A 24,155-nucleotide genomic window follows, 5' to 3' on the forward strand; every position below is an offset into this window, starting at 1 on the left:
CGTCGCGATGCACCTGGAGGACCTCAAGGACGGGCGGGCCTTCGTCGAGGCCGCGCGGGCGACGGCGGGCCGAGCGCGTCTGCGGCCGGACCCGGCTTCCCGGCATCGGCACGGGGCGGCGGAGGTCCGGCCGCCGGACCGGAACGCCGCCGGGCGGCGCGTACCTCAGGCGTAGGGGTCGAACGGGATGCCCGCGGGCTTGGCCGCGGCCAGGTGGGACGCGAAACTGCCGTCCTTCAGGCCGAAGGAGGCGCTGCCGAAGTCGTAGGCGGTCAGCTTGTCGCGCACGCCGGCGGGGTAGCCGTTCCAGCCGACCAGGGCCGGGTACTGCCAGGTGCCCTCGTGGTTCTCCGGCGGCTCGTCACCCGTGCCGGCCAGGCGGAAGCAGTGCGTGCCGATGCCGTCCTTGTGGTAGACGATCTTCGGGTGGGTGCCGTCGAAGCGGACCGCGGACCTCGCGTGCACGGTGAACGAGCCGTGGTTGGAGGTCGAGACGTACTCCACGGTGCCGTCGCGCACCCACACCACGACGTGCTCCCAGTCGTGCCGGTGGCCGCCGATCGCGCTGCCGGGCAGCGCCTGGTCCTTCTCGAAGTACAGGTCGTACATGTAGGCGCACCAGCCGTTGTGGCACGCGGAGCGGGAGTAGCCGTTGGCGCGGTCCAGGTCGGCGGCGTCGCGGCAGTCGCCGTTGAGGGCGCCGGTGGGCTTCAGGCCCTCGTTGACCGTGCCGTCCGGGCCGATGGCGGGGGCGGGGTAGCAGCCGTCGGTGTCGTAGTCGTAGGCGGGCTGGTACGCGCGCTCCGCCGCGTCGGCGTTGGCGGGCAGCGGCGGGGGCGGAGCGGCGAAGGCGGTGGCGGGGAAGGCGATGACGAGGGCGACGGCACCCGCCAGGACGGTGAGCCCTCTCCTGCGGCGGGTTGTGGGGCTGCTCGACGGCACGATGTCCTCCTCCTGGTCCGGGCGCGGCCCAACTGCCGCGCGAACAAGAGGAGTTAAGCTTTCCGGATCTTCGCCGCGGGGCCAAGAGGCCACAGGCGTCCCCGTGGTGAAGGAAAGATCAATACTCGGTGGCTGCCCGACGCCACGTCACATCAGGTCGTCGGGGAGGTCGGCCGCCGACTCCTCCGGCGTCAGGTCGGGACGCAGCCGCAGCCAGGACGGCTGGCGCAGCATCCCCTCCCGGGTGCGGGTGCTGTAGCGGACCTCGCCGACCAGCCGGGGCACCACCCAGCGTGCCCCCGGCACCCGTGGGACGGGGGCGAAGGGGCACACGTCCGTCGCGGCGGCGTGCAGCAGCGCGGCCAGCTCCGACCGTTCGGTCTCGCTCCAGCCGGTGCCCACCCCGCCGACGTAACGCAGCCGCTCCCCGGCTCGCTGGCCGACCAGCACGGCGCCCGGCAGGCCCGAGAGCCGTCCCTTGCCGGGCAGCCAGCCACCGACAACCACGTCCTCGCTGTTCATGTTGCGGATCTTGATCCACGCGCGGGAGCGCACTCCGGGCTCGTACACGGAGTCCAGCCGCTTGCACACCAGGCCCTCCAGCCCGTGCTCGCGGGTGGCGCGCAGGGCCCGCGCGCCGTGTCCGACCAGCGCGGCGGGCGTCGACCAGGAGGGCCCGTCCAGCTCCAGCCCCTCCAGCTCCTCGCGTCGGCGCGTATAGGGGAGCGCGAGGAGGGAGCGCCCGGCCAGGTGCATCACGTCGAACAGCACGAGATGCACGGGGACCGTCGCCGCCCGCCGGGCCGCCCGGCCGGGGGCGTGGGCCAGCCCCATCCGGGACTGGAGCAGCTGGAAGCTCGCGCGGCCCCGCGCGTCCAGCGCGAGGACCTCCCCGTCCAGTACGGCGGGTGTGGTGCCGAGCGCGGCGGCCAGCGGGGACAGTTCCGGGTAGGCGGGCGTGATGTCCTGGCCGGAGCGGGCACGCAGCAGCACGCTCCCGTCGCCGGGCAGGTAGACCACCACGCGCTGGCCGTCCTGCTTGGTCTCGTAGGCCCAGCGCGCGTCCTGCGCGGCGGGCGGCAGGGAACCGGGCGTGGCGAGCATCGGGGGGATCAGCGGCAGGTCCACGGGGTGAGGTGTCGACGGTCCCGGGCGCCGCCACGCGCGTGGTGCGGCGGTTTCCCCTGAACGGCGCCGGCCGGCCTCCGGACGGCGGGGGACCGGGACAGCCGTCGGCGGTGGCGGGAGGCACGGGCGGGTCCGGGCCGGACCCGCCCGCAGGGGACCGGGTTCCGGTTCAGCCCACCGCGGAGGACGCGTCGGCCGGCGTGCCCTCGGCCGCGGGCGTGGCGGCGGTGGCGGCGGGCCGCCGGCGCGGGATGAAGGCGGCGACGGCGAGGGCCAGCAGGGCGGCGCCGGCGCCGATGGCCAGAACGGTCTTGAAGCCGCCTCGCGAAGGCAGCGGGTGGCCGCCGAGGTCCGTGGTCATCTGGGCCAGGATCACCCCGGCGATCGCGCTGGCGACCGACGTTCCGATGGAGCGCATGAGGGTGTTGAGGCTGTTCGCGGCGGCCGTCTCGCTCGCCGGTACGGCACCCATGATCAGGGCGGGCATGGAGCCGTAGGTGAAGCCGATGCCGGCGCCGATGACGCAGGAGACCAGCACCAGGTGCCAGACCTCGGACATCAGCACGATGTTCAGCCCGTAGCCGGCCGCGACGATCAGCGCGCCGATCATCAGGGTCGTCTTCGGGCCCTTGCTCCGCGAGACGGCGGCGGAGACGGGGGCGAACGCCATCATCACCAGGCCGGACGGCGCCATGACCAGACCGGCGGCGAGCATGGACTGGCCCAGCCCGTAGCCGGTCGCCTCGGGCAGCTGAAGCAGCTGCGGCAGGACCAGGGACAACGCGAACATGGAGAAGCCGACCGCGATGGAGGCGAGGTTGGTGAACAGCACCTGACGGCGGGCCGTGGTGCGCAGGTCCACCAGCGGCTGCTCGGTGCGCAGCTCCCACCGGCCCCACGCCGGCAGGACGACGACGGCCGCGGCGAACAGGCCGAGGGTGGTGCCGCTGCCCTAGCCCCAGTCGGCGCCCTTGGAGATGGCAAGGAGCAGGCAGACCAGCCCGGCGGCCATGCCCACGCCGCCGACCAGGTCGAAGCGGCCCCCGGTGCGGACCTGGGACTCGGGCACGACGAGCAGGATCAGCAGCAGGGCGGCGGCGCCCAGGGCGGCGGAGGTCCAGAACAGCACGTGCCAGTCGAAGTGGTCCGCGATGAGCGCGGCGGCGGGCAGGCCGAGGGCGCCGCCCACGCCGAGAGAGGCGCTCATCAGGGCGGTGGCGCCGGCCAGCCGGTCGGCGGGCAGTTCGTCGCGCATGATGCTGATGCCGAGCGGCACCACGGCCGCGGACAGGCCCTGCACGGCCCGGCCCACGATCATCGGGACCAGGGACTCGCTCACGGCGCAGATCACCGAACCGGCCACCAGCAGCACGACGGAGACCAGCAGCATACGGCGCTTGCCCGCCATGTCGCCGAGCCGGCCGACGACCGGGGTGGCCACCGCGGCGGCCAGCAGGGTGGCGGTGACCGCCCACGCGGTGTCCGACGCCGGGGCGTCGAGGTAGCCGGGCAGCTGCGGGACGATCGGGATGACCAGCGTCTGCATCAGCGAGACGACGATCCCGGCCAGGGCCAGCACCGCCACGATCAGGTTGGGCCGCGGCGGGGCGCCGGCGGACTGGGCGGGTACGTCGGACATGGACATGCCTCCAGGGGCGTGGTACGGAAAGAGGACCGGCCGCAATTAAAGCAGTCGACTGACTTACTCTGGACAGGGAGCCGTCCCGGGATCCCCGCTGGAGCCCTCGGGGCCCGGAGCCCCCGGGGCCGGGGCGGACCGGAGGGCCGCGGCGTTCGTTGCGTAGGCTTCCCTAGCCGGAAGGAGCCGCCCCGGGCGGCGCCCGCGGCGGCTGATGGGACGGGCCGCCGGGCGGGCGAAGGGAAGCCGAAGTCCCGGTGCGGTGGTGATCAGGATGGCCAGGGCGGTACGGGTGGAACAGGCCAGTGCGACCCGGGAGCTGATCCTGACCACGGCCGAGCGGCTCTTCGCCGAACGCGGCGTGTACGCGGTGTCCAACCGCCAGGTCAGCGAGGCCGCCGGGCAGGGCAACAACGCCGCCGTCGGCTACCACTTCGGCACCAAGGCCGACCTGGTCCGCGCGATCGCCCGCCGGCACGCCGAGCGCGTCGAGGACATCCGCGCCGGGCTGCTGGCCGCCACCGGCGCCTCCACGGACGTACGCGACTGGGTGGGCTGCCTGGTACGGCCGCTCTACGACCACCTCGCGGCCCTGGGCAGCCCCACCTGGTACGCGCGGTTCTGCGCCCAGGTCACGACCGATCCGGCCCTGCGTCAGATCATGGCCGAGGAGTCCTTCGCCTCTCCGTCGCTCAGGTACATCCTCGACCGCCTGTACCCGTGCCTGCCCGACCTTCCGTCCGAGGTCCGCGCGGAGCGGGGGGAGATGGCCCGCCACCTGATCGTGCACACGGCGGGGGAGCGGGAGCGCGCCCTCGCCGAGAACCGGCCCACCGCTCGCGCCAGCTGGCGGGATGCCGCCGACGGACTGGTCGACGCGATCGTCGCCATGTGGACGGCGCCCGTCACCCGAGGGTGACGGGCCGGGGTGCCGGCACCCCGCCGCGGCCTCAGCGGGCGAGGCGGATCCGGGTCACCGTGTCCGCGGCCGCACCGCAGCTGGCCCGCCGGGTGACGCGGGCGGCTGGGCCCGGCCTGCCGTCCGCCGGACGGATGGGTGCCCTCCTGGCGACCGCCGCCGACCTGGCCGCCCAGCGCGTCACGGCTCGGCCCCGCTGCCGGTCGGCGTGGTGACCGGTGTGGCGGGCGGCGTCTACCCGGCGTGGCTGCTGCGCGGGGAGCGCCGGGACGGCCGGGGGTGAGCGCGGACGGTGGCGGCGGGCCGTGTACGGCGCCACGGCGTGCGACGTCGACGCGGGCGTGCGCGAGGGACATCAGCGTGAGAGGAACGTCGCGTCTCACGGTCACCCGGTGATCGTCACGCCTCGCGCGGCGGGCGGCGGCACCCCCGCCGCGCCCGCCGGGGCAGGCCCGGCCGCGGTTGTGCCCGGCTCCGGTAGGGATGATCCTGGACGACATGGAGCAAGCCTCCGCTGCGGCGATCATCGATGCCCACGGTGTCGTGACGGGGTGGAGCGAGGGCGCCCGGCGCCTGACCGGATATCCGGCCGAGGAGGCCGTGGGCCGGACCGCCCGGGAGCTGCTCGCCGAGGACCCGCCGTCCGGCGCCGTGTCCCGCCTCTCGGGCACCGCCGTACTGCGCCACCGCGACGGCTCGACCGTCGCCCTGCCGCTCGCGGCGTGCCCGGTGCTGGGCGCGGACGGCACCCCCGGCGGATATGTGATCACCGTCTCCGGCCGGCCCGGCGAGGACGGGCCCGGCTGGGTGGAGCAGGCCTTCCAGCAGTCGTCGCTGTCGATGTCGGTCTTCGACACGCGCCAGCGCTACCTGCGCCTCAACAAGCGGTCATGCCAGGTGGTGGGCCTGCCGGAGGAGGCCCTGACCGGCCGGTACTTCCTGGAGGCCGCCGACGACAACGAGTACAGCCGCGCCTTCCTCGAACACCTGCGCAGGGTCGTCGAGACGGGTGAGCCCATCCACTTCGAGACCTTCACCCGGGGGCCCGCCGAAACCCGCGACCACGCGTGGAACATCGAGATGTGGCCGGTGCGGGACTCCTCGGGCGAGCTGGTCGGGACCGGCCTGGCGGCGTTCGACAGCTCCGACCAGCACTGGGCCCGGCAGCGCCTGGCCGTGCTCAACGAGGCCGCCTCCGCCATCGGCACCACCCTGGACGTCGTCCGCACCGCCGAGGAGCTGGTCGGGCTCCTCATCCCGCGGTTCGCCGACTTCGCCACCGTCGACCTGCTCGACTGGGTGCTGGGCGCGGACGAACCGCTCGCGGTGCCGGCCGAGGACATCGAACTGCGCCGGGTGGCCCACGGGACCGCCGCCGAGGGCTACCCCACACCGTCCGTGCACCTGGGCGACACCGACGTCTACCCCCCGTACTCCGCGCCGGCCCGGGCGCTCAGAGAGGGCAGGGCGGTGCTGACCGGCCCCGGCGATCCCGACTTCGACCGGTGGATGCGCGTCCGCAACGCGCAGGCCCCGCGCAACCGCCGCTACCGCGAGAGCGTCCGCTCCACGCTGGCGGTGCCGCTGCGCGCCCGCGGCACCACGATGGGCGTCGCCGTGATGGTCCGCGCCGCCCCCCTGGACCCGTACGGCCCGCAGGACGTCGTCCTCGCCGAGGAACTCGCCAGCCGGGCCGCGGTCTGCGTCGACAACGCCCGCCGCTTCGCCCGCGAACGCGGCACCGCGCTGGCCCTCCAGCACAGCCTGCTGCCCCGGGGGCTGCCCGGCCAGGCCGCCGTCGAGGTCGCCCACCGCTATCTGCCCTCCGGGTCGGCGGCCGGTATCGGCGGCGACTGGTTCGACGTGATCCCGTTGTCCGGCTGCCGGGTCGCCCTCGTCGTCGGCGACGTCGTCGGCCACGGCATCCCCTCGACGGCGACCATGGGGAGGCTGTGCACCGCCGTGCGCACGCTCGCCGACGTCGACCTGCCCCCGGACGAACTCCTCACCCACCTCGACGACCTGGTCACCCACCTCGCGGCCGCGGGCGAGGAGGGGGAGGAGATCGCCGAGCTGGGCGCCACCTGCCTGTACGCCGTGTACGACCCGGTCTCGCGCCGGCTCGACCTGGCGAGCGCGGGCCATCCCCCGCCCGCCGTCGTCCTCCCCGACGGCACCGCGCGACTGGTCCCCCTGGCCACCGGGCCGCCGCTCGGCGTCGGCGGACTGCCGTTCGAGGCGACCGGACTGGAGCTGCCCGAGGGTTCCGTCGTCGCCCTCTACACCGACGGCCTCGTCGACGACCGGGGCCGGGATGTCGACCACGCCCTCGCCGAGCTGTGCCGGGCGCTGGCCGCGCCCGCCGCCTCCCTCGACGCCCGGTGCGACACCGTGCTGAAGACCGTGATGCCGGAGGAACCCAGCGACGACGTGGCCCTGCTGCTGGCCTGCACCCGGGCGCTGGGCCACGACCGGGTCGCCACCTGGGACGTGCTGCCGGAGCCCGGGCAGGTGGCCGCCACCCGCCAGGCCGCCATGGACCAACTGGCGGACTGGGGCCTGGAGGAGACCGCCTTCGTCACCGAACTCGTCGTCAGCGAACTCGTCACCAACGCCATCCGCTACGGCGAGCCGCCCATCCGGCTGCGGCTGATCCGCGACCGCTCCCTCATCTGCGAGGTCTCCGACGGCAGCTCCACCTCACCGCACCTGCGCCGCGCCCACGCCTACGACGAGGGCGGCCGGGGGCTGCTGCTGGTCGCCCAGCTCACCCAGCGCTGGGGCAGCCGCCAGACCGGCGGCGGCAAGACCATCTGGGCGGAACAGGCGCTGCCGGACACCTGAAACGCCGCCACGCGGACACGACGACGAGACCCCCGACCGGACCCCGTCCGGGTACGAGGGACCGACCGCGGACCAAGGACAGGGGCCGTGCCGCGGCCGGCGAGGCCCTGTCGCCACGCGCGGCGAACGCTGTCACGCTCGTCGAGGGAGCCGACACGGTCGGCCGGACGACCATCGGAGCGCGTATGACGACGGACAGGGTGACGACGGGGCGGACGCCCGAGGCGGCGCGGGAGCGGGCGGCCGGGATCGAGGTGAGACCGGTCGCCGGGCACATCGGTGCCGAGATCACCGGAGTGGACCTTGCCGGTGATCTCGACGACGCGCGGGTCGCCGCGATCAGGGCGGCGGTGCTGCGCTGGAAGGTGGTGTTCTTCCGGGGACAGCGGCTGGACCACGCCGCACACGTGGCGTTCGCCCGCCGGTTCGGGGAGCCGGTGGTGCTCCGGCGGCGCGGGAAGGCATCGCCGGCCGGCGTCCCCGAGGTCGAGACCACCGCCGACCGGCTGGAGCTGGGCGGGCGGTTCGGGATGGAGCACGAGGAATGGCTGCGGCGCCGGCGCCACACGCTGCTGCGCGGCTGGCACTGCGACCACGGCGCCCGCGTCGATCCGCCGGCCGCGACCATCCTGCGCGCCGAGACGGTCCCGCCCTACGGGGGTGACACCACCTGGTCCAACCTGGCCGCGGCGTACGCCGGGCTGTCCGCGCCGGTGCGCGCGTTCGCCGACGGACTGCGGGCCGAGCACCGCCTGGGGGTGGGCTACCAGCCGCGGCCGGGCGACGACGCCTACGTCCGGCACCTGCTCGACCACCAGATCGCCACCCTGCACCCGCTCGTACGCGTCCACCCGGAGACGGGGGAGCGGATCCTGTTCGTCAACGGCTACTACGTCGAACAGATCGCCGGCCTCACCCGGGCCGAGAGCCGGGCCGTCCTGGACATGCTGCTGGAACAGGCGACCCGGCCCGACTACACGGTCCGCTTCCGCTGGGAGCCGGGCAGCGTCGCCTTCTGGGACAATCGGGCCACCATCCACCTCGCCCCCGGCGACACCGCGCACCTCGACCATCCCCGGATCATGCACCGGGTGATGCTCGCCGGCGACGTACCGGCGGGCGTCGACGGCCGCCCGTCCGAGCCGCTGTGCGGCAGTGCACCCGGGCGCTGGTGACCGGCCGCGCCGCCGTCCCGCGCGCGGCCGGCGGCGACCGCCCCGGGGACGGCCCCGAGACGGTCGCGGCAGCGCCGCCGCTCGCCCCGCCCCGAGCACGTGTTCCGCCCGGGCCGCTCAGAAGGCGCGCTTCAGCAGATCGAGCAGGGCGTCCCAGTGCCGCTCGGCCGCCTTCTCGTCGTACTCCGCGGTGTCGGCCTGCGTGTAGCCGTGGGGCGCTCCGGCGTAGACCTCGCAGCGGTGCCGGACGCCCGCCGCGGTGAGGGCCTCCCCCAGGCGCGCGATCTGCTCCGGCGGCAGCGACGGGTCCTCGTCGGCGTGGCCGAAGTACACCTCGGCGGTGATGTGTTCGGCCACCAGGTGCGGGCTGTCCGGCGCCTCGGTCGCCAGCCGCCCGCCGTGGAAGCCGGCCGCCGCGGCCACCCGGGACGGATAGGTGCCGGCGGTGAACAGCGCCAGCCGGGCGCCCATGCAGTAGCCGGTCACCGCCACCGGACCGTCGGCCGCCACCGGGCACTCCGCCAGCCAGCGCAGACAGGCTCCCGCATCCCGCGTCGACACCTCGGGCGTGAGCTCCCGGATGAGCGGGCCCAGCCGGGCGAAGAGGCCCGGGCGCGCGGCCGCGTCGATGAACTCGGGCAGCTCCACGACCGGCGCGCGTCCGTGCCGGTAGAACACGTTCGGCACCAGGACGGTGTATCCCGCGCCGGCCAGCCGGTCGGCCATGGACCTCAGCTGCGGGCGCAGTCCGAAAGCGTCCATGTAGAACAGCACCGCGGGATGTGCCTTCCCGTCACCGGGGTGCGCCAGGTAGGCGTCGGCCGTTCCGTCCTCGGTGGGGATGCCGACGTCGGTGCCCTGTACGGCGGTCATGGCGCACCGGCCTTTCTGTACGGGGGAGGCGAGGGATCCGCCGGGGGCCTGCGGGGCGGATCCGAGGCCATCGTGACACCCCCGGCCCGGCCGCCGCCGTCGGCCCCCCGCCGGTTGCAGTACCGCTGACCTGCCGTTGAGATTTCCTTTGCCCGTGAAGGTTCCCCGTGAAGTTCCCGTGAAGGTTCCCGTGCACGTCCGCGTGCACGTCCGCTCACTCGAACCGCGTCGGGTCGCCCGCGCCCCGCCGTACGACCTCGGCCGCCCCGCCCGAGAAGTCGACCACCGTCGTCGGCTCGGTGCCGCAGTCCCCCGAGTCGACCACCGCGTCCAGCACGTGGTCGAGCCGGTCCTTGATCTCCCAGCCCTGCGTCAGCGGCTCCTCCTCGCCGGGCAGCAGCAGCGTGCTGGACAGCAGCGGCTCCCCGAGCTCGGCGAGCAGCGCCTGGGCCACCACGTGATCGGGGATGCGCACCCCGACGGTCTTCTTCTTCGGGTGCTGGAGCATGCGCGGGACCTCCCGCGTCGCCGGCAGGATGAAGGTGTAACTCCCGGGCGTCGACGCCTTGATCGCCCGGAACACGTCGTTGTCGATCCGCACGAACTGGCCGAGCTGGGCGAAGTCCTGGCACACCAGCGTGAAATGGTGCCGGTCGTCCAGTTGACGGATGGCCCGGATGCGGTCGACGCCGTCGCGGCTGCCCAGGCGGCAGCCGAGCGCATAGCAGGAGTCCGTCGGATACGCGATGAGCGCGCCCGAACGGACGCCGTCGGCGACCTGGGCGATGCTGCGCGGCTGGGGGTTGTCGGGGTGCACGTCGTAGTACTTCGCCATCCGCCGAGCTTAAGCCGCCCGCCCCCGGGCGTGGCGCAGGCCGGGTGACAAGCGCCCCGGCGGCGTCGCCCGCCCGGCGCGGCCATGGGGTAACGTCGCCGACCGGTGGCCGAAACATGACGAAGGGACAGGGCCGACGTGGCGGGCCGAGCGGACGGGGCACGCGCGGGCGGGGAGACGACCGGCGCGGACCGGGCATGGACGGCCGAGCTGCTGGAGCACTTGCGGCCGGCCGGACGCGACATCGGCAGGCTCGCCGCCTGGCTCGCCGGCACCCTGGAGGCGTCGGTCTCCCTCCAGGACCGCGACGGCGGTCTGCTGGCCGGCACCCGCACCCGGCTGGACGACGCCCTGGCCGAGGAGGTCGCGGCCGGCCGCATCGCGTCCGCCGCCTGCGAGGACCGGGGCCGGCACCTGCGGCTGGTCCGGGTGGACCGCCCCCATCCGGAACCGCCCGCCGTCCTCGCCGTGACCCGTGCCGCCCCCTTCGACCGGACCGCCGCCGACATCGTCACGCATACCGCCCAGGTGCTCGAACTCCTGCTGGCCGTCCACGCGTCGGCGACCGCCGGGCAGCGGCTGCGGCGGGCCGCCGCCGATCTGCGCCTGGCGATCCTGCAACTGCTGATGGTGGAGGACACCGTCTCCGCCCGCCGGGTGGCCGCGGGGCTGTGGCCGGGTCTGCTGGACACCGACACCGCACACGTCTACGTGATCGAGAGCGGCCCCGAGCAGCGCGACCGGCTCGCCGAGGAGTGCCAGGAGGCGACGGGGGAGCAGGCCCTGGTCGTGCGGTGCCCGGCCGTGGACGGCCACGTCATCGTCCTGACGCCCCGTGAGGCCGCGGGCCGGGCGCTGCCGCCGCTGGTGGGCCGGCGCCCGGGCACCTACCTCGGCGGCAGCGCCCGGCAGAGCCTGGCCCGGACCGCCACCGCCTACGGGCAGGCCGTCAGCGCCCTCGCCGTCGCCCGCTTCCGCCCCGGCAGGGCGGCCGTCTACGCCGAACGCACCCACCCCGAGCGCCTGATGGACCCGGCGGTGCTGCGCGGCTGGACGGCCGGCCTGCTGCGTCCTCTCGATCCGCTGCCGCACCACATCCGCGCCGAACTCCTCGCCACCACCCGCCTCGGCCTGGAGTTCACCGCCGTCAGCGCGGCCAAGATCCTCGGGGTCAGCCGCAACACCGTCCGCGCCCGCATGGACCGCGTCGAGACCCTGCTGCGCACCGACTTCGCCGACCTGACCGTCCGCGCCGCCGTCCACCTCGCCCTGAACTCCCGGGCCGGACACGGAGAGCACCTCGCCGGCGGCGCGGGACCGGCCCCGGCCGGGCTGACCGACCTGCTGGCCGGGCCCGCGCTGCGCGCCTGGGCCCACGACCTGCTGGGGCGTCTGGACGAAGACGCCCGCGACCTGCGCCGTACGCTGCGCACCTGGATCGCGACCGGGGCACACGCCGAACGGGCCGCGCGGACGCTGGGCGTCCACGCCCAGACCGTGCGCGAACACATCCGCGGCGCCGAGCCGGTTCTCGAACGCCGTCTGCTCGCCGGCGGCAGCGACCTGTACGAGGTCGTGCTCGCCCACCTGGCGGCCGGGGAGCTGGATCCGCCCCCGGTCGGGGGGACGGACCGGGGCACTCCGGACTCACCTGTGCACACGTGAGTCCCGCCGCGCCGGCAGCGGGCACCGGAGCGCTTCACAACGGCGGACCGCCAGACGTAGGTTCGACGAACCGCGGGGGCACGACCGGCACGGGGGACCGGTCGCGCCCCTTGGGCGGCGGGCGGGCGGCGGGGCCAGGCCCCGCCGCCACCTTCCCGCGCGCCCTTGCGCCCGTACCGCCGGTCAGCCGTGGGGGAGGATGACCGCGCGGCCGCTGACCGCGCCGGCGTGGAGGCGCTCGTAGGCGAGCGGCGCGTCGTCGAGGGAGAACGTCTCGGTGTGCACCGACAGCACACCGGACCGGGCCAGGGCCAGCACCTCGATGAGTTCCGCGCGGGTGCCCCAGTACGGTGCCTTGACCGACACCTCGAACGGCAGCAGGCCGAAGCCGACCGGGAGGGCCGCGCCGCCGATGCCGACCAGCGTCACATCCGCCTCGACGGCCGCGACCGCGCCCGCGGTCTGCACGGTGGGCTCCACACCCACGAAGTCGAACACCGCCTCGGCGCCGAGGCCGCCGGTGATCTCCCGTACGGCGCCGGCCGCCTGAGCGTCCGACAAAACCGCCTCGTGGGCGCCGACCTCGCGGGCCAGGCGCAGCTTCTCCTCGCTGACGTCCAGGGCGACGACCCGGGCGGGCGTCAGGGCGCGCAGCAGCTGGATGGCGACGTGGCCGAGGCCGCCGGTGCCGATGACGACCGCGGTCGACCCCGGTCCCAGCTTGGGCAGGGACTGCTTGATCGCGTGGTACGGCGTCAGCCCCGCGTCGGTCAGGGGGACGGCGGCGACCGGGTCCAGCCCGTCCAGCGGGACGAGGTGCCGGGCGTCGTCCACGAGCAGGTACTCGGCCATCGATCCGGGCCGGCCCAGACCCGGCGGGTGGATGCCCAGCTTCTCGGCGCGCAGGCAGTAGTTCTCCTTGCCCTCCGCGCACTTGGCGCAGGTGCCGCAGCCCCACGGCCCGTACACGGCGACCGCGTCGCCCTCCCGCAGGCCGGTCACGCCGGCGCCCAAAGCGGCGACCGTGCCGACGCCCTCGTGGCCGAGGGTGAGCGGAAGCGCGTACGGGAAGCCCTCGGCCGGCCAGCTCATCACGGCTATGTCGGAGTGGCACACCCCGGCCGCGGTGACCTTCAGCAGCACCTGGCCGGGGCCGGGCTCGGGGTCGGGAACGCCGACCACCTCGGGCGGGGCGCCGATGGTGCGGTACTGCAAAGCCTTCATGGTCGAACTCCTTCGTTTCGCCCCCCTGGTGCACGGCCGGGGATCAGACGGCGGTGTACGCGCCGTCGACCAGGTGGTAGCTGCCGTGGACGAACGAGGCCCGGTCCGACAGCAGGAAGGCGATGATCTCGGCGACCTCCTCGGGACGCCCGAGGCGGCCGGCCGGGTGCCGGGCCACCAGGCCGTCGTAGGCGTCCCGGTCCATGGCCCGCAACAGCGGAGTGTCGATGAAGCCGGGGCCGACCGCGTTGATCCGGATGCCCTTGGCGGCGTACTCGGCGGCGGCCGACTTCGTCAGACCGACCACGCCGTGCTTGGCGGCGACGTAGGCGGGGGAGCCGGCGAAGGCGACGGACCCGAGGATGGAGGCGACGTTGACGATGGCGCCGCCCTTGCCCGTGGCCTGCACGGCCGGCAGTTCGTAGCGCATCGAGTAGAAGACGCCGTCGAGGTTGGTGCGGATGACCCGGTCGTAGGACTCGACGTCGTACTCGCCCGTCGGGGCGCTCGGGCCGCCGATGCCCGCGTTGTTCACGGCCAGGTGCAGACCGCCGAAGGTGCCGACGGCGAAGCGCACGGCCGCCTCGACGGATTCCGCGCGGGTGACGTCCACGTCGACCGCGGCGGCGCGGGCGCCCCGTGCCCGAAGCTCGGCGGCGGCCTTCTCGGCGCCTTCGGCGTTGTAGTCGGCGATCACCACGTCGGCGCCGCCGTCGGCCAGTCGGCGGGCGGTGGCCAGGCCGATGCCCGACGCGGCGCCGGTGACCAGCGCGGTCCGTCCGGAGAACTCGGAGCGGGGGTCGGGGAGGGAGTGGGTGGGGGTGGTGCTCATGGTGCTCTCACACTTTCGCGGCGGTTTCGGCGGCCGCGGCCGCGGCCGCCGAGTTCAGGGCGTCGTAGGCCCGCTCCACGAGGGCGGCGAGGTCTGCGGCTCCCGGGTTCCGGTCGACGCCACGGGCCCACAGGCGCAGCGCGGCGACGAGGACGCCGGCGGCGGCGTCCACGACGGCGGCGGGACGGACGTCCCGGTCGGGGTCGGTGCCGAGACGGCCGGCGACGATGCGGATCGACTCCTCCTGGGCGTCGACCCGGATACGCTGGTAGGCGGCGAACAGGGCGGGCTCGCTGTCGACGAGGGCCAGCAGCCGGCGCATCCGCGGCCGTGTGTGCCAGGCCGGGAAGTCCCGGTCGGCCAGCCAGTCGCGTACGGCTCCGCGGTAGGCCGCCAGGGGCGGCTCACCGGCGGGGCGGGCCCGCAGCAGCTCGTTGATCCGGTCGCCGTCGCGGCGGACGAAGTCGAGGGCGGCGTCCTCCTTCCCGGCGAAGTGCCGGCTGAAGGTGCGCCGGGTGACGTCCGCCCGCTCGGCGATGGCCTCCACCGTGGTCGCGGCCAGGCCGCGGTCGAGGATCAGCTCGCAGGCCGCCGCGGCCAGTGCCTCGCGGGTCTGCCGCGCCTTGCGCTGCCGCCGGTCCTCCGGAGCGGTCGAGGGCTTCGCTGCCGTCATGCCTCCGAGCCTACACCCGGAGATGTCCCGATGGGACATGTGGCCCAGTGAGACATTAAGGGGGTCGTCGCCCCGCCCGGACGCGGCCGTCCGCCGTCCGCCACCGGGGCTGTGTGCACCGGTGAAGGAGGGGTACCCGGCCCGCGCCGGTGAGTCCGCCCCGGCCGGCCCGGTGGTCCGGGAGCCCGGGCGGACACGGCGATCGGTACGGCGAGAACGAGAACGGTGAAAAGGAGGCCCGCATGACCAGTGGCGCGGAGACCGGCGGCGTGACCGGAACGCAGGACAAGGACTACAACCTGATCTGGTACGTCGAGTCGTGCCTGAGCAACGCGCTGCGCCTGGAGACCTACATCCAGGACGCGGAACGGACCAAGGACACCGAGGTCGCGGAGCTGTTCCGCAAGGCCCAGGCGGACAGCCGCAAGGGCGCCGAACTGGGCAAGCAGCTTCTGCGCGCGCGGCTGAACGGCGGCTGACCCACGGCTCACCGCAAGGCCCGGACACCGTGACGTACCGGTGTCCGGGCCTTCGCCTGTGAACGGACGGGTGCGCCCCGGGTGTCACCCGCGGGGTGACAGCTCGGCCATGCGGCCCCACCCGTGCTGGTCGGGCACATTGACGTTGATGATCTGCGGTGTCTCGGCGATCGCGCCGGCCATGGCCTCCAGCCCCGCCCGGAAGTGGTCCGACCGCACATGGGCCTCGCCCGCGGCGTCGTCCGCGAACGCTTCCAGCAGCGTGAACCTGCGGGGGTCGTCGACATCGCGCGACCAGTCGAAGAAGAGGTTGCCGGGTTCGGCACGGGTGGCCTCGGTGAAGGGCCCCACCACGGACATCCACGTGTCGGCGAACTCCGGGCGGACGGTGAAACGGACGGCGATGAAAATCATGCCTCCACCATGCGCCCCGCGACGGGGGGCGGCCAGTCGTGGCCCGCGCGCACCCACGGGGCCCGTCCCCGTCCGTCCCCGCGCGCACCCACGGGGAGGGGCGGCACCCGGGCGCCCCGCTCGCCCCCGGCGAGCGGGGTTCCCGCTCCTCGGCCCCGGGGCGCCGGGCCGCGCACCGGCGCCGTTCTCACGCTCCCCCGCGACGGGAGACACCACGCCCGCCGCCCCCGGCTGGCGCGGACCGCTCTCCGGCCGGAGGCTTGACGCGGGACGGCATCGGGACCGCCGGCAGGTGAGTGATGCCCTGAGCCGGGTACCCGGAACGCTCCACCGCCGGCAGCCGAGGGCTGCCCGAAGCCAGGACCTCGCCTGACGGAACCCACGAGTCGAAGGAGCCGACGAACCATGACGGACGTATCGAGCCAGGGTCCTGCTCCCGGCGACGACCGCAAGGTGCTCACCAACCGGCAGGGACATCCGGTCTACGACAACCAGAACCAGCGCACGGTGGGTGCCCGGGGCCCCGCCACGCTGGAGAACTACCAGTTCCTGGAGAAGATCAGCCACTTCGACCGTGAACGCATCCCGGAGCGCGTCGTGCACGCCCGCGGCGTGACCGCTTACGGCTTCTTCGAGGCGTACGGAAGCTGGGGCGACGAGCCGATCAGCCGCTACACGCGGGCCAAGCTGTTCCAGGAGCGCGGCAAGCGCACCGACCTCGCCGTCCGCTTCTCCACCGTCATCGGCGGACGCGACTCCTCCGAGGCCGCCCGCGACCCCCGCGGCTTCGCGGTGAAGTTCTACACCGAGGACGGCAACTGGGACCTGGTCGGCAACAACCTGGGCGTCTTCTTCATCCGGGACGCCATCAAGTTCCCGGACGTCATCCACGCCCTGAAGCCCGACCCGGTGACCTTCGAGCAGCAGCCCCGGCGCATCTTCGACTTCATGTCGCAGACGCCGGAGTCGATGCACATGCTGGTCAACCTGTTCAGCCCGCGCGGCATCCCCGCGGACTACCGCCATATGCAGGGCTTCGGCGTCAACACCTACAAGTGGGTCAACGCCGAGGGCGAGACCAAGCTGGTCAAGTACCACTGGATGCCCAAGCAGGGCGTCCGCAGCATGACCCAGGAGGACGCCGCCCAGGTGCAGGCCGACGGCCTCGGCCACGCCACCAAGGACCTGTACGAGGCGGTCGCGCGGGGCGACTATCCCGAGTGGGAGCTGCTCGTCCAGATGATGGACGACCACGACCACCCGGAGCTCGACTTCGACCCGCTCGACGACACAAAGACCTGGCCGGAGCAGGACTTCCCGCCCAAGCCGGTCGGCCGGATGGTGCTGAACCGGATGCCGGAGAACTTCTTCGCGGAGAACGAGCAGATCTCCTTCGGCACCGGCGTCCTCGTCGACGGCCTGGACTTCTCCGACGACAAGATGCTCGTCGGCCGGACCTTCTCCTACAGCGACACCCAGCGCTACCGGGTCGGCCCGAACTACCTCCAGCTGCCCGTCAACCAGGCCAAGAACGCGCAGGTGCGCACCAACCAGCGCGACGGTTTCATGACGTACCACGTGGACGGGGCGGGCGAGAACCCGGCCGTCAACTACGAGCCGTCGATCACCGGCGGCCTGCGGGAGGCCCAGTACCCCACCCATGACGAGCAGGGTCCCGAGATCCGGGGCCGGCTCACCCGCAAGCGCATCCCGAGGACCAACGACTACATGCAGGCCGGGCAGCGCTATCTGCTGATGGAGGAGTGGGAGCGGGACGACCTGGTGAAGAACTTCGTCACCATGCTCTCCCAGTGTCCCCGGCCCATCCAGGAGCGCATGGTGTGGCACTTCCTGCTGGTCGAGAACGACCTCGGACTGCGCGTCGGCGAGGGCCTCGGCATCAGCCCCGAGGACGTGGCCCATCTCGAACCCCTGGCCAGCCAGGACCTGACCGACGACGACCGCAAGCGGCTGTCCAACCTCGGCAAGAACCCGCCGCGCGACGTGGAGGGCCTCACCATGACCCACTGCGTCCCCGACGAGCGGCACGTGGTGACCCGCTGAACGGTCACCGGCCCAGCGCCGAGCGGGCCACCGCGAGGGCCTGCTCGGCGTAACCCCGCCCGAACAGCACGGCGTGCACCAGCAACGGGAAGAGCTGGTGCACGCCGACGCGTTCCGCCCAGCCCGCGGCGAGCGGCGCCACCTGCTGGTAGCCCTCCAGGATCTCCTCCAGATACGGGCAGCCGAACAGGCGCAGCATCGCCAGATCGGTCTCCCGGTGGCCGCCGTGGGCGGCCGGGTCGATCAGCCACACCCGCCCGTCCGCGCCCCACAGCACATTGCCGTTCCACAGGTCCCCGTGGAGCCGGGCGGGCGGCTCCGGCGGCCCCGCCAGCTCGGGCAGCCGCTCGCACACCCGCTCCACGACGTCCGCCTCGGCGGGACGGACGGTCCCGTCGTCGACCGCGCGCCGCAGATACGGCAGCACCCGGTGCTCGGCGTACCAGCGCGGCCAGTCCGTGCCGCGGGCGTTGCGCATCGGGGCGAGCCCGATGTACGCGTGCTCGGGCCCGCCGGGCGGCGCCGCACCGAACGCGGGCGCCCCGGCGGCGTGCAGGGCGGCCAGGTCCCGGCCGAACCCGAGCGCCGCCCCGGCACCGGGCCGGCCCCGCCGCACCCGGTCCGTCACCAGCCAGCGGCCGTCGTCGCCGCGCACCGCCGGGACCGGGACGCTGCCCGCCCCGGCCAGCCAGCGCAGCCCGGCCGCCTCGGCCCGCGCGGCACCGTCCCCGTCGCCGCGCTTGACCATCACCACCTGCCCGCCGTCGAGCGTGACCTCGGCGAGCGCGGCGGACAGCCGCCGCTCACCGGTCGCCGCCCGCCCCGTGAGCCGGGCCGCGACCGCCCCCGGATCCTCACCGTCCGCCCCTGCCGCAGGGAAAGTCACGCGCCGCACGGCGACCAGCGTAGGGCCGGGCCCCGCCCGGCGGCACAGCCCTTCCGGACACGGCCGGGCCGCATCCCGCCGGGCCGGGCGAGGGAACGGGCCGGCGTCGGGGAGCGCCCGCGTCCGGCGACCCGGTGAAAAACGCCTCGACCCGGTGAAAAAGCCTTCCGGCGCCGGTCGGGCGGGAGCAGACCGGGGAGCACTGGGACCATGACCAGCTCATCGTTCCACCGGACCATCATCCTGCCCGCCTCTCTCTGCGATCAGGCAGCACACCACCTGGAGCAGGCGGTGGAGCGGGCCATCGACGGGGCCGCGGCGCCCTGGCGCGCCTTCCGCCAGGCCGAGAGCAGCGACTACGCGCTCTCCGTCGCCATCGTCGAACAGGCGGCCATCACCCTGCTGGTGCTGGCCGCCGAGAGCGCCCAGAGCGTGCGTCCCTCGGCGCTGCGGGCCGTCATCAGCGTGGCCCTGAGCCTGCGGGACGCCGCCGACGCCACCCGCCAGCCGGCCTTCACCGGATTCTGGTGAACCGGAGCCGCGGCGGCCGAGTGAGGTGATGCGGACGGCGGGCCGGGCGGCGCATGTGGCCGAAGCCACGCGGAGAAGGAGATCCGGGCCATGTCGGAGGCCCCGAGCCGGGGGCTACCGTGCTGTGCAGTCCCGTGTCCCATCGAAGAGCAGTTCGGACGGCCCGGCAGTGCAAGCAGATCTCTCCCCGGTCATCGCGGCCACCGCCCAGTGGCTGACCCGCGCCTACCCCGCGCCCGGCGGCGCCCTGGCGACCGCCCTGTGCGAGGTGCAGGCACGACAGGCGGTGACCGTCGCCGCCTGGCTGCGTTATCCGACGGCGCTGGACGCCGCGCTGATGGGCGTCGCGGGCCCGGGCGGTTCCGGCCGGCTCGACTGGATCACGGGCGGCGACGGCGCCGGGACCGGCGACCCGGACGCCGCCGCGTGGCGCACCTGGGTCGACGAGGTCGTGGCGAGCTGGGCCGCCTGCCTGCTCACCGACCCGGACCTGGCCGCCCTGGCCGTGGCCGCGCTCGCCGAGGACGGTCGCGCCACGGGCGGCCCGGCCGAGTTCCGGCGCCTGGTCGCGCCCGACGACCACGACCACCGCGCCGCGGCCCTGCTGCGCCATCCCGACCTTCTCGCTCCCGTGGCCGACCTGCACCGGGGCCAGCTCCTGGCCCGGCTGAGGCCGCAGCGGCCCCTGGTGGCCTGAGGGCCGGCCCTCGCCGCAGGGCCCGCGCCCCGCGCGCCCTGCGCCCCGCGCCGCGTGTGTGCGAGGGGCGGCACGGATCTGACCGGCCGGCGCTCCGGCGCGGTGGGGGCGCCGGGCATGGGGGAGATGCCCCGACGCCGTAGGACGCCTCCCGGGCGCCGGGCGATGCCTCGATGCCGTACGCCTCCCGGAACCCGGCACCCGGGAGGCGTCGTACGGCGTCCGCGGCCCCGCGGCACAGCAGGCCGGCGCGGCAGCGGTCCACGCCCGCCGCGCCACCCCGGCCTGCTGGCCCGCCGCGCCACCCGGCCCGCTGTGCCGCCGGGCCTCTGCGGGCGCGGCCACCGCACCCCTGCGCGCGGCCGACGCCCGGTCTCAGGCCGCCGTCCCCAGCGTCGCCCTCTCCGGCAGGCCGCCCTCTTCCGCCCGTACCACCACAGGGGCCGTGCCCCGGCGCTGGTGGAGGAGGTGGCCGGTGCCGATGGCGCAGGCGATGAGCAGGCCGCCGGTGACCAGGGCGCCGCGCGCCCCCGCCAGTTCCATCAGCAGGCCGAGCGCCGGCGGCCCGCCGAGGCTCCACACCGTGCCGATGCTCCCCCATACGCCGAGCACCCGTCCCTGCAGGTGGGCGGGGGGATCGGTCTGCAAGACCGCCCTGCCGGCGGTGTCCGAGACGGACTCCACCACGGCCATCGGCAGCACCAGCGCGAGCAGCACCGCCAGCGACGGCGACAGTCCCGCCACCACCTGGAGCAACCCGCCCGCGGCGGCCAGCGCGCCCACCAGCCGCACGGACGGCCGGCGCAGCCGCGCCGCCAGGACCGCGCCGAGGATGCCGCCCACGGCGAGGACGGTGGAGACCGTGCCGAAGGCACCGGCGCCGCCGGCGAGCGGCCCGGTCACGAGCACGGCGAGGGTGAGCGCGTAGTTGCGCCCGAAGACGGCGCTGACACCGGTGACACCGGCGAGCGCCAGCAGCCGGGGCCGGCGGGCGAAGAACGCCAGGCCCTGGCGCACGGTCATGCCGGACGCCGCCGGGCGGCCCACGGCCCGCGACCCGCCGCTCCCCGCGTCCGGGACGGCCCCGTGCGCGGGACGCAGGAAGGGGATGACCGCGGCCACGAAGAGGAACGACAGCCCGTTCGCCGCATAGGCCGCGGCCGTGCCGAGCAGACCGACGGCCACGCCCGCCAGCGCGGCGCCCGCGAGCCGACCCGCCTGGTGGACGAGTGCGCCCACGCCGATGGCGGACGGCAGGTCCTCCTTCGGGACGAGGTCGTTGCCCAGCAGGGCGCATGCCGGACCGTCCACGGTGGCGATGACGCCCGTGACGGCGGCCAGCGCCATCAGCGAGGTCATGTCGAGCCGGTCCAGGGCGACCAGGACGGCCGTCGTGAAGGCGACGGCGCCCAGCAGCGCCTGGCTGACGGCGGCGGTCAGCCTGCGCGGCCAGCGGTCGACGGCCGCGCCGCCGAACACGCTGATGAGCAGCGCGGGCGCGGCCTGGACGGACATCGACAGCCCCGTCGCGGCGGCCGACCCGGTGATCTGGAGGACCAGCAGGTTCTGGACCGTGAGCTGCATCCAGGTGCCGGCGTTCGACACGAAGTTCGCGAAGGACCACCAGCGCATGCTGCGGTACCTCAGGGACCGCCACGGCGCGTGCGAGGAGGCGGGGGCGGGCGCGGCGGCGGAGGCGGCGGGCGCGGGGGAGGGCAGGGCGGGGGGAGGGGAGGAAGACACAGTGCGCTACTCGAAGGCGGGTCGGAGGACCCGGGCGGAAGGGGGAACGGGGAGCGGAGAGGGCCGGCTGCGCTGCGCGGCCGCTCCGGGAAGCCGGGAGACGGCGTCGACCATGGTGGCAGAACGCCCCGGCGAGTCGGTGCCGGCGCCCGCTTCCCAGAGCTGTGGCAGAGCGCCGAAATCCGCCGCACGCAGGGCGTTTCGCACGGTGAGTGCGGTTGATCACAGACCGGGGCGGCCCGCTGCCCCGGGACGGCGCGGGTGATGGCGGACACAGCGGGCCGGGGGCTCTCCCGCTGGTTCCGGGCGCCCCGCCCGGGCCCGGTGCGGCCGGCCGTGACCACGGACGGGCGCGGTAGCCGTCAGCGTATGAAAGCGACTCGGCGGGGCACTCGTGGTGCCGTCGTCAGCGCCGCGCGAGCGGAAGGAAGGTCTTCCTCATGATGCCGACGGCGGCGTTTCCCATGAAGACCGCGGCCGGGGCGCCCTGGAAGCGGGCCCTGGTCATCGGCGGTGCGGGCTTCCTCGGCTCGCGGCTGTGCACCCGCCTCGTCGATTCGGATGTCGAAGTCGACTGCCTGGACAACCTCTCGACCGGCCGGGCCGGGAGAGTGGCCCACCTCGCGGGCCGCCGCGGCTTCCGCTTCCTCGAACGGGACCTGCTCGACCTGGCCGGCCCCGCCTGCGCCGACACCCTCACCGGCCCCTACGACCTGGTCCTGCACCTGGCCGGCCCCGCCTGCCCGGACGCCTGGCCCGAGCGGCCCCTGGACCTGCTGGACGCCGGCAGCGTCGGGACCCGCACCGCGCTGGCCGTCGCCGACCGGGACGGTGCCCGCTTCCTGCTCGCCTCGGCGCCCCCGGTGTACGACGGCACCGGCCCCGCCGGCACGGGTTCCCACGGTCTGGTGGCACCCGGCGCCGATCCCGCCGACCCGGTCGGCCCGCACCGCGTGCACGCCGAGGCCACCCGGTTCGCCGAGGCCCTGGTCGCCGCCCACGCGGCCGATCACGGCAGCGACGCCGGAGTCGTCCGGCTGTTCACCGCGTACGGGCCGGGGATGCGCACCGACGACGGCGGCGTGCCCGGACGCCTCATCGCGTCGGCCCTGGCCGGGGAGCCCGTCGTCGTCGCCGGCGACGGCGGCCGCACCCACTCCCTGTGCTACGTCGACGACATGGTGGACGGGGTTCTGCTGGTGGCCGCCGGCCGGTCGGTGCGGCCGGTCGACATCGGCGGCGACGAGACGGCGACCGAACTGGAGATCGCCCGCCGGGTGGTCGACCTGGCCGGCTCCGGATCGCCCGTGACCTGTGACGGCGTCTTCGCGGACGCGCCCCGCCGGCCCTGCCCCATCACCGGCTTCGCCCGCGAGATCTTCGGCTGGATGCCGAAGGTCGGCTGGCGGGAGGGCCTGGCACGCACCGTCGCCTCCTTCCGGGAGCGGACGGAACCGGTGCCGGCGGCGGTGGCGCGCGGCGGGGGGGAGTGGTGGGCGTGAAGGCGCTCGTCGCCCGCCCCGGCGGCTTCGGCGGCGTCCTGCTGGCCGGCCCGGCCGTCCGGGCCGTGGCCACCCGGGCCGCCCGCGTGACCGTGCTGTGCGACCCGGAAGGGGCACCCGCCGCCCGCTTGCTTCCCCATGTCGACGACATCGTGGTGTGGGACGCGCGCACGCATCACGACGGCACCGGAGCACCGCCCGGCGCCGCCGGCGGCACCGACAGCCTCGTGCGGCGGCTGCGCAAGGATTCCTACGACGTGGCTCTCGTCCTCGCCCCGAGCCCGTACAGCCCGCTGCCCACCGCGCGCCTGCTGCGCACGGCCCGGGTGGGCCGTATCGGCGCCACGGTCGACGGCACCGACGACCCCGGCGAGGGCAGCGGCGGCGCCGACGGCCTCCTCGACGTCCGCCGGCCCCGCCGGCCCGGCCGCCATGAGGCTGAGGCGGCGCTCGACGCGGCCGCCGCCATGGGGTTCGGCCTGCGGACCGGCGACGACGGCCGGCTCCGTGTCCTGCCCGCGCCCGACACCGCCACCCTCACCGGCAACGGCCCCTACGTCGTCGTCCACCCGGGAGCCGCCAACCCCTCCCGAGCCTGGGACGCCGGGCACTGCGCGGAAGCGGTCGCCCGGCTCGCCGACGCCGGGCACCGGGTGGTCGTCACCGGCGGTCCCGGCGAGACCGCCCTGACCCGCCGGGCCAGCGGTGCCACGGCCGTCGACCTCGGCGGCCGCACCACGCCGAGGACCCTGGCGGGCGTGCTGCGCAACGCCGACGCCGTGGTCACCGCCGCCACGGGACCGGCCCTTCTCGCCGCCGCCGTCGGCACCCCGGTCGCCGCCCTGTCCGCCCCGGCGGAGGGCCGGTGCCCGTACCGGGTGCCCGCGGTCCTGCTCGGCGACCGGGCCCACCCGGGTGCGCCGACCGGCCCCGGGCATCCGGGGAAGGAACCGACGCCCGGTGATGTGGTGCGGGCCGTACGGGACCTGCTCAGGACGCGCGTCTGACCTCGCCTCCGGCACACGGGACAGGTGAGGGGCCCGGCGCCGCGGCGCCGGGCCCCTCAACCCTCGCGGGTCGCTGACGGCCA

At 75.1% G+C, this 24,155-nt stretch carries 20 protein-coding genes and 1 pseudogene; 10 read left to right on the forward strand and 11 right to left on the reverse strand.

Features of this window, described 5'->3' with window-relative positions:
• Window positions 1-165: 165 nt before the first annotated feature.
• The 3 genes and pseudogenes from AB0L74_RS18390 to AB0L74_RS18400 all read right to left on the reverse strand — a co-directional run bounded on the left by AB0L74_RS18390 (window position 166) and on the right by AB0L74_RS18400 (window position 3,709).
• Entirely contained in the window at window positions 166-942 is a 777-nt protein-coding gene (locus tag AB0L74_RS18390; RefSeq protein ID WP_365652742.1) for an NPP1 family protein, read from the reverse strand.
• 147 nt (window positions 943-1,089) lie between these two features.
• The gene (locus AB0L74_RS18395; protein ID WP_365652746.1) at window positions 1,090-2,070 is read right to left on the reverse strand and encodes an ATP-dependent DNA ligase; all 981 of its coding nucleotides are present in this window, start codon (window positions 2,068-2,070) and stop codon (window positions 1,090-1,092) included.
• A gap of 169 nt (window positions 2,071-2,239) precedes the next feature.
• A pseudogene (locus AB0L74_RS18400) lies at window positions 2,240-3,709 on the reverse strand (MFS transporter).
• A 274-nt stretch (window positions 3,710-3,983) separates the two neighbouring features.
• On the opposite strand from AB0L74_RS18400, the gene AB0L74_RS18405 reads away from it, so the two are divergent.
• The 3 genes from AB0L74_RS18405 to AB0L74_RS18415 all read left to right on the forward strand — a co-directional run bounded on the left by AB0L74_RS18405 (window position 3,984) and on the right by AB0L74_RS18415 (window position 8,647).
• Complete coding sequence (locus AB0L74_RS18405) at window positions 3,984-4,628, forward strand: TetR family transcriptional regulator (RefSeq protein WP_365652749.1); 645 nt, start codon at window positions 3,984-3,986, stop codon at window positions 4,626-4,628.
• Between the two features lie 498 nt (window positions 4,629-5,126).
• A complete protein-coding gene (locus AB0L74_RS18410; RefSeq protein WP_365652752.1) occupies window positions 5,127-7,472 on the forward strand; it encodes a SpoIIE family protein phosphatase in 2,346 nt (781 codons plus the stop codon).
• Between the two features lie 185 nt (window positions 7,473-7,657).
• Entirely contained in the window at window positions 7,658-8,647 is a 990-nt protein-coding gene (locus AB0L74_RS18415; RefSeq protein WP_365652755.1) for a TauD/TfdA family dioxygenase, read from the forward strand.
• Window positions 8,648-8,764: 117 nt separating this feature from the next.
• Here AB0L74_RS18415 and AB0L74_RS18420 read toward each other — a convergent pair whose 3' ends face one another.
• The gene (locus AB0L74_RS18420) at window positions 8,765-9,520 is read right to left on the reverse strand and encodes a dienelactone hydrolase family protein (protein ID WP_365652758.1); all 756 of its coding nucleotides are present in this window, start codon (window positions 9,518-9,520) and stop codon (window positions 8,765-8,767) included.
• Window positions 9,521-9,734: 214 nt separating this feature from the next.
• A complete protein-coding gene (locus tag AB0L74_RS18425) occupies window positions 9,735-10,355 on the reverse strand; it encodes an L-threonylcarbamoyladenylate synthase (RefSeq protein WP_365652761.1) in 621 nt (206 codons plus the stop codon).
• Window positions 10,356-10,565: 210 nt separating this feature from the next.
• On the opposite strand from AB0L74_RS18425, the gene AB0L74_RS18430 reads away from it, so the two are divergent.
• Window positions 10,566-12,020 carry a helix-turn-helix domain-containing protein gene (locus tag AB0L74_RS18430; RefSeq protein WP_365653140.1) on the forward strand — a complete coding sequence of 485 codons (1,455 nt, stop codon included), beginning with the start codon at window positions 10,566-10,568 and terminating at the stop codon, window positions 12,018-12,020.
• Between the two features lie 183 nt (window positions 12,021-12,203).
• Here the strand turns inward: AB0L74_RS18430 and AB0L74_RS18435 are convergent, their stop codons facing one another.
• Genes AB0L74_RS18435 through AB0L74_RS18445 form a run of 3 tightly spaced genes read right to left on the reverse strand, consistent with a single transcriptional unit; the run spans window position 12,204 to window position 14,749 of the window.
• The gene (locus AB0L74_RS18435; RefSeq protein WP_365652766.1) at window positions 12,204-13,244 is read right to left on the reverse strand and encodes an NAD(P)-dependent alcohol dehydrogenase; all 1,041 of its coding nucleotides are present in this window, start codon (window positions 13,242-13,244) and stop codon (window positions 12,204-12,206) included.
• Window positions 13,245-13,287: 43 nt separating this feature from the next.
• A complete protein-coding gene (locus tag AB0L74_RS18440) occupies window positions 13,288-14,076 on the reverse strand; it encodes an SDR family NAD(P)-dependent oxidoreductase (RefSeq protein WP_365652770.1) in 789 nt (262 codons plus the stop codon).
• Window positions 14,077-14,083: 7 nt separating this feature from the next.
• Window positions 14,084-14,749 (reverse strand): TetR family transcriptional regulator, encoded by a 666-nt coding sequence (locus tag AB0L74_RS18445; protein WP_365652773.1) that lies wholly within the window; start codon window positions 14,747-14,749, stop codon window positions 14,084-14,086.
• Window positions 14,750-14,991: 242 nt separating this feature from the next.
• On the opposite strand from AB0L74_RS18445, the gene AB0L74_RS18450 reads away from it, so the two are divergent.
• Window positions 14,992-15,228, forward strand: a complete 237-nt coding sequence (locus tag AB0L74_RS18450; protein ID WP_029387337.1) for a hypothetical protein — start codon at window positions 14,992-14,994, stop codon at window positions 15,226-15,228.
• Window positions 15,229-15,312: 84 nt separating this feature from the next.
• Here AB0L74_RS18450 and AB0L74_RS18455 read toward each other — a convergent pair whose 3' ends face one another.
• The gene (locus AB0L74_RS18455; RefSeq protein WP_365652778.1) at window positions 15,313-15,642 is read right to left on the reverse strand and encodes a putative quinol monooxygenase; all 330 of its coding nucleotides are present in this window, start codon (window positions 15,640-15,642) and stop codon (window positions 15,313-15,315) included.
• A gap of 405 nt (window positions 15,643-16,047) precedes the next feature.
• Here AB0L74_RS18455 and AB0L74_RS18460 point away from each other — a divergent pair, with 405 nt between their 5' ends.
• Window positions 16,048-17,706 (forward strand): catalase, encoded by a 1,659-nt coding sequence (locus AB0L74_RS18460; RefSeq protein ID WP_365652781.1) that lies wholly within the window; start codon window positions 16,048-16,050, stop codon window positions 17,704-17,706.
• Between the two features lie 4 nt (window positions 17,707-17,710).
• Here the strand turns inward: AB0L74_RS18460 and AB0L74_RS18465 are convergent, their stop codons facing one another.
• The gene (locus AB0L74_RS18465) at window positions 17,711-18,592 is read right to left on the reverse strand and encodes a fructosamine kinase family protein (protein ID WP_365653143.1); all 882 of its coding nucleotides are present in this window, start codon (window positions 18,590-18,592) and stop codon (window positions 17,711-17,713) included.
• 210 nt (window positions 18,593-18,802) lie between these two features.
• Between AB0L74_RS18465 and AB0L74_RS18470 the strand changes: the two genes are divergently transcribed.
• Entirely contained in the window at window positions 18,803-19,123 is a 321-nt protein-coding gene (locus tag AB0L74_RS18470) for a hypothetical protein (protein ID WP_365652784.1), read from the forward strand.
• 169 nt (window positions 19,124-19,292) lie between these two features.
• Complete coding sequence (locus tag AB0L74_RS18475) at window positions 19,293-19,820, forward strand: hypothetical protein (protein WP_365652787.1); 528 nt, start codon at window positions 19,293-19,295, stop codon at window positions 19,818-19,820.
• Between the two features lie 375 nt (window positions 19,821-20,195).
• Here the strand turns inward: AB0L74_RS18475 and AB0L74_RS18480 are convergent, their stop codons facing one another.
• Window positions 20,196-21,452 carry an MFS transporter gene (locus AB0L74_RS18480; RefSeq protein WP_365653146.1) on the reverse strand — a complete coding sequence of 419 codons (1,257 nt, stop codon included), beginning with the start codon at window positions 21,450-21,452 and terminating at the stop codon, window positions 20,196-20,198.
• Between the two features lie 551 nt (window positions 21,453-22,003).
• Here AB0L74_RS18480 and AB0L74_RS18485 point away from each other — a divergent pair.
• Both AB0L74_RS18485 and AB0L74_RS18490 read left to right on the forward strand, forming a co-directional pair.
• Window positions 22,004-23,065: an NAD-dependent epimerase/dehydratase family protein gene (locus AB0L74_RS18485; protein ID WP_365652789.1), complete on the forward strand. Its 1,062-nt coding sequence runs from the start codon at window positions 22,004-22,006 to the stop codon at window positions 23,063-23,065.
• Window positions 23,062-24,072 carry a glycosyltransferase family 9 protein gene (locus tag AB0L74_RS18490; RefSeq protein WP_365652792.1) on the forward strand — a complete coding sequence of 337 codons (1,011 nt, stop codon included), beginning with the start codon at window positions 23,062-23,064 and terminating at the stop codon, window positions 24,070-24,072. Before AB0L74_RS18485 ends, AB0L74_RS18490 begins: the two co-directional genes overlap by 4 nt.
• Window positions 24,073-24,155 lie beyond the last annotated feature (83 nt).

This window comes from Streptomyces sp. NPDC052020, from assembly GCF_040680575.1.
GTDB lineage: Bacteria > Actinomycetota > Actinomycetes > Streptomycetales > Streptomycetaceae > Streptomyces.

What these genes read in the sequence shown, in the direction of transcription:
- AB0L74_RS18440 (WP_365652770.1), bottom strand. Translation starts at nt 14,076, where the DNA reads ATGAGCACCACCCCCACCCACTCCCTCCCCGACCCCCGCTCCGAGTTC.
- AB0L74_RS18410 (WP_365652752.1), top strand. Translation starts at nt 5,127, where the DNA reads ATGGAGCAAGCCTCCGCTGCGGCGATCATCGATGCCCACGGTGTCGTG.
- AB0L74_RS18435 (WP_365652766.1), bottom strand. Translation starts at nt 13,244, where the DNA reads ATGAAGGCTTTGCAGTACCGCACCATCGGCGCCCCGCCCGAGGTGGTC.
- AB0L74_RS18485 (WP_365652789.1), top strand. Translation starts at nt 22,004, where the DNA reads ATGATGCCGACGGCGGCGTTTCCCATGAAGACCGCGGCCGGGGCGCCC.
- AB0L74_RS18420 (WP_365652758.1), bottom strand. Translation starts at nt 9,520, where the DNA reads ATGACCGCCGTACAGGGCACCGACGTCGGCATCCCCACCGAGGACGGA.
- AB0L74_RS18455 (WP_365652778.1), bottom strand. Translation starts at nt 15,642, where the DNA reads ATGATTTTCATCGCCGTCCGTTTCACCGTCCGCCCGGAGTTCGCCGAC.
- AB0L74_RS18445 (WP_365652773.1), bottom strand. Translation starts at nt 14,749, where the DNA reads ATGACGGCAGCGAAGCCCTCGACCGCTCCGGAGGACCGGCGGCAGCGC.
- AB0L74_RS18425 (WP_365652761.1), bottom strand. Translation starts at nt 10,355, where the DNA reads ATGGCGAAGTACTACGACGTGCACCCCGACAACCCCCAGCCGCGCAGC.
- AB0L74_RS18415 (WP_365652755.1), top strand. Translation starts at nt 7,658, where the DNA reads ATGACGACGGACAGGGTGACGACGGGGCGGACGCCCGAGGCGGCGCGG.
- AB0L74_RS18470 (WP_365652784.1), top strand. Translation starts at nt 18,803, where the DNA reads ATGACCAGCTCATCGTTCCACCGGACCATCATCCTGCCCGCCTCTCTC.
- AB0L74_RS18460 (WP_365652781.1), top strand. Translation starts at nt 16,048, where the DNA reads ATGACGGACGTATCGAGCCAGGGTCCTGCTCCCGGCGACGACCGCAAG.
- AB0L74_RS18405 (WP_365652749.1), top strand. Translation starts at nt 3,984, where the DNA reads ATGGCCAGGGCGGTACGGGTGGAACAGGCCAGTGCGACCCGGGAGCTG.
- AB0L74_RS18450 (WP_029387337.1), top strand. Translation starts at nt 14,992, where the DNA reads ATGACCAGTGGCGCGGAGACCGGCGGCGTGACCGGAACGCAGGACAAG.
- AB0L74_RS18480 (WP_365653146.1), bottom strand. Translation starts at nt 21,452, where the DNA reads ATGCGCTGGTGGTCCTTCGCGAACTTCGTGTCGAACGCCGGCACCTGG.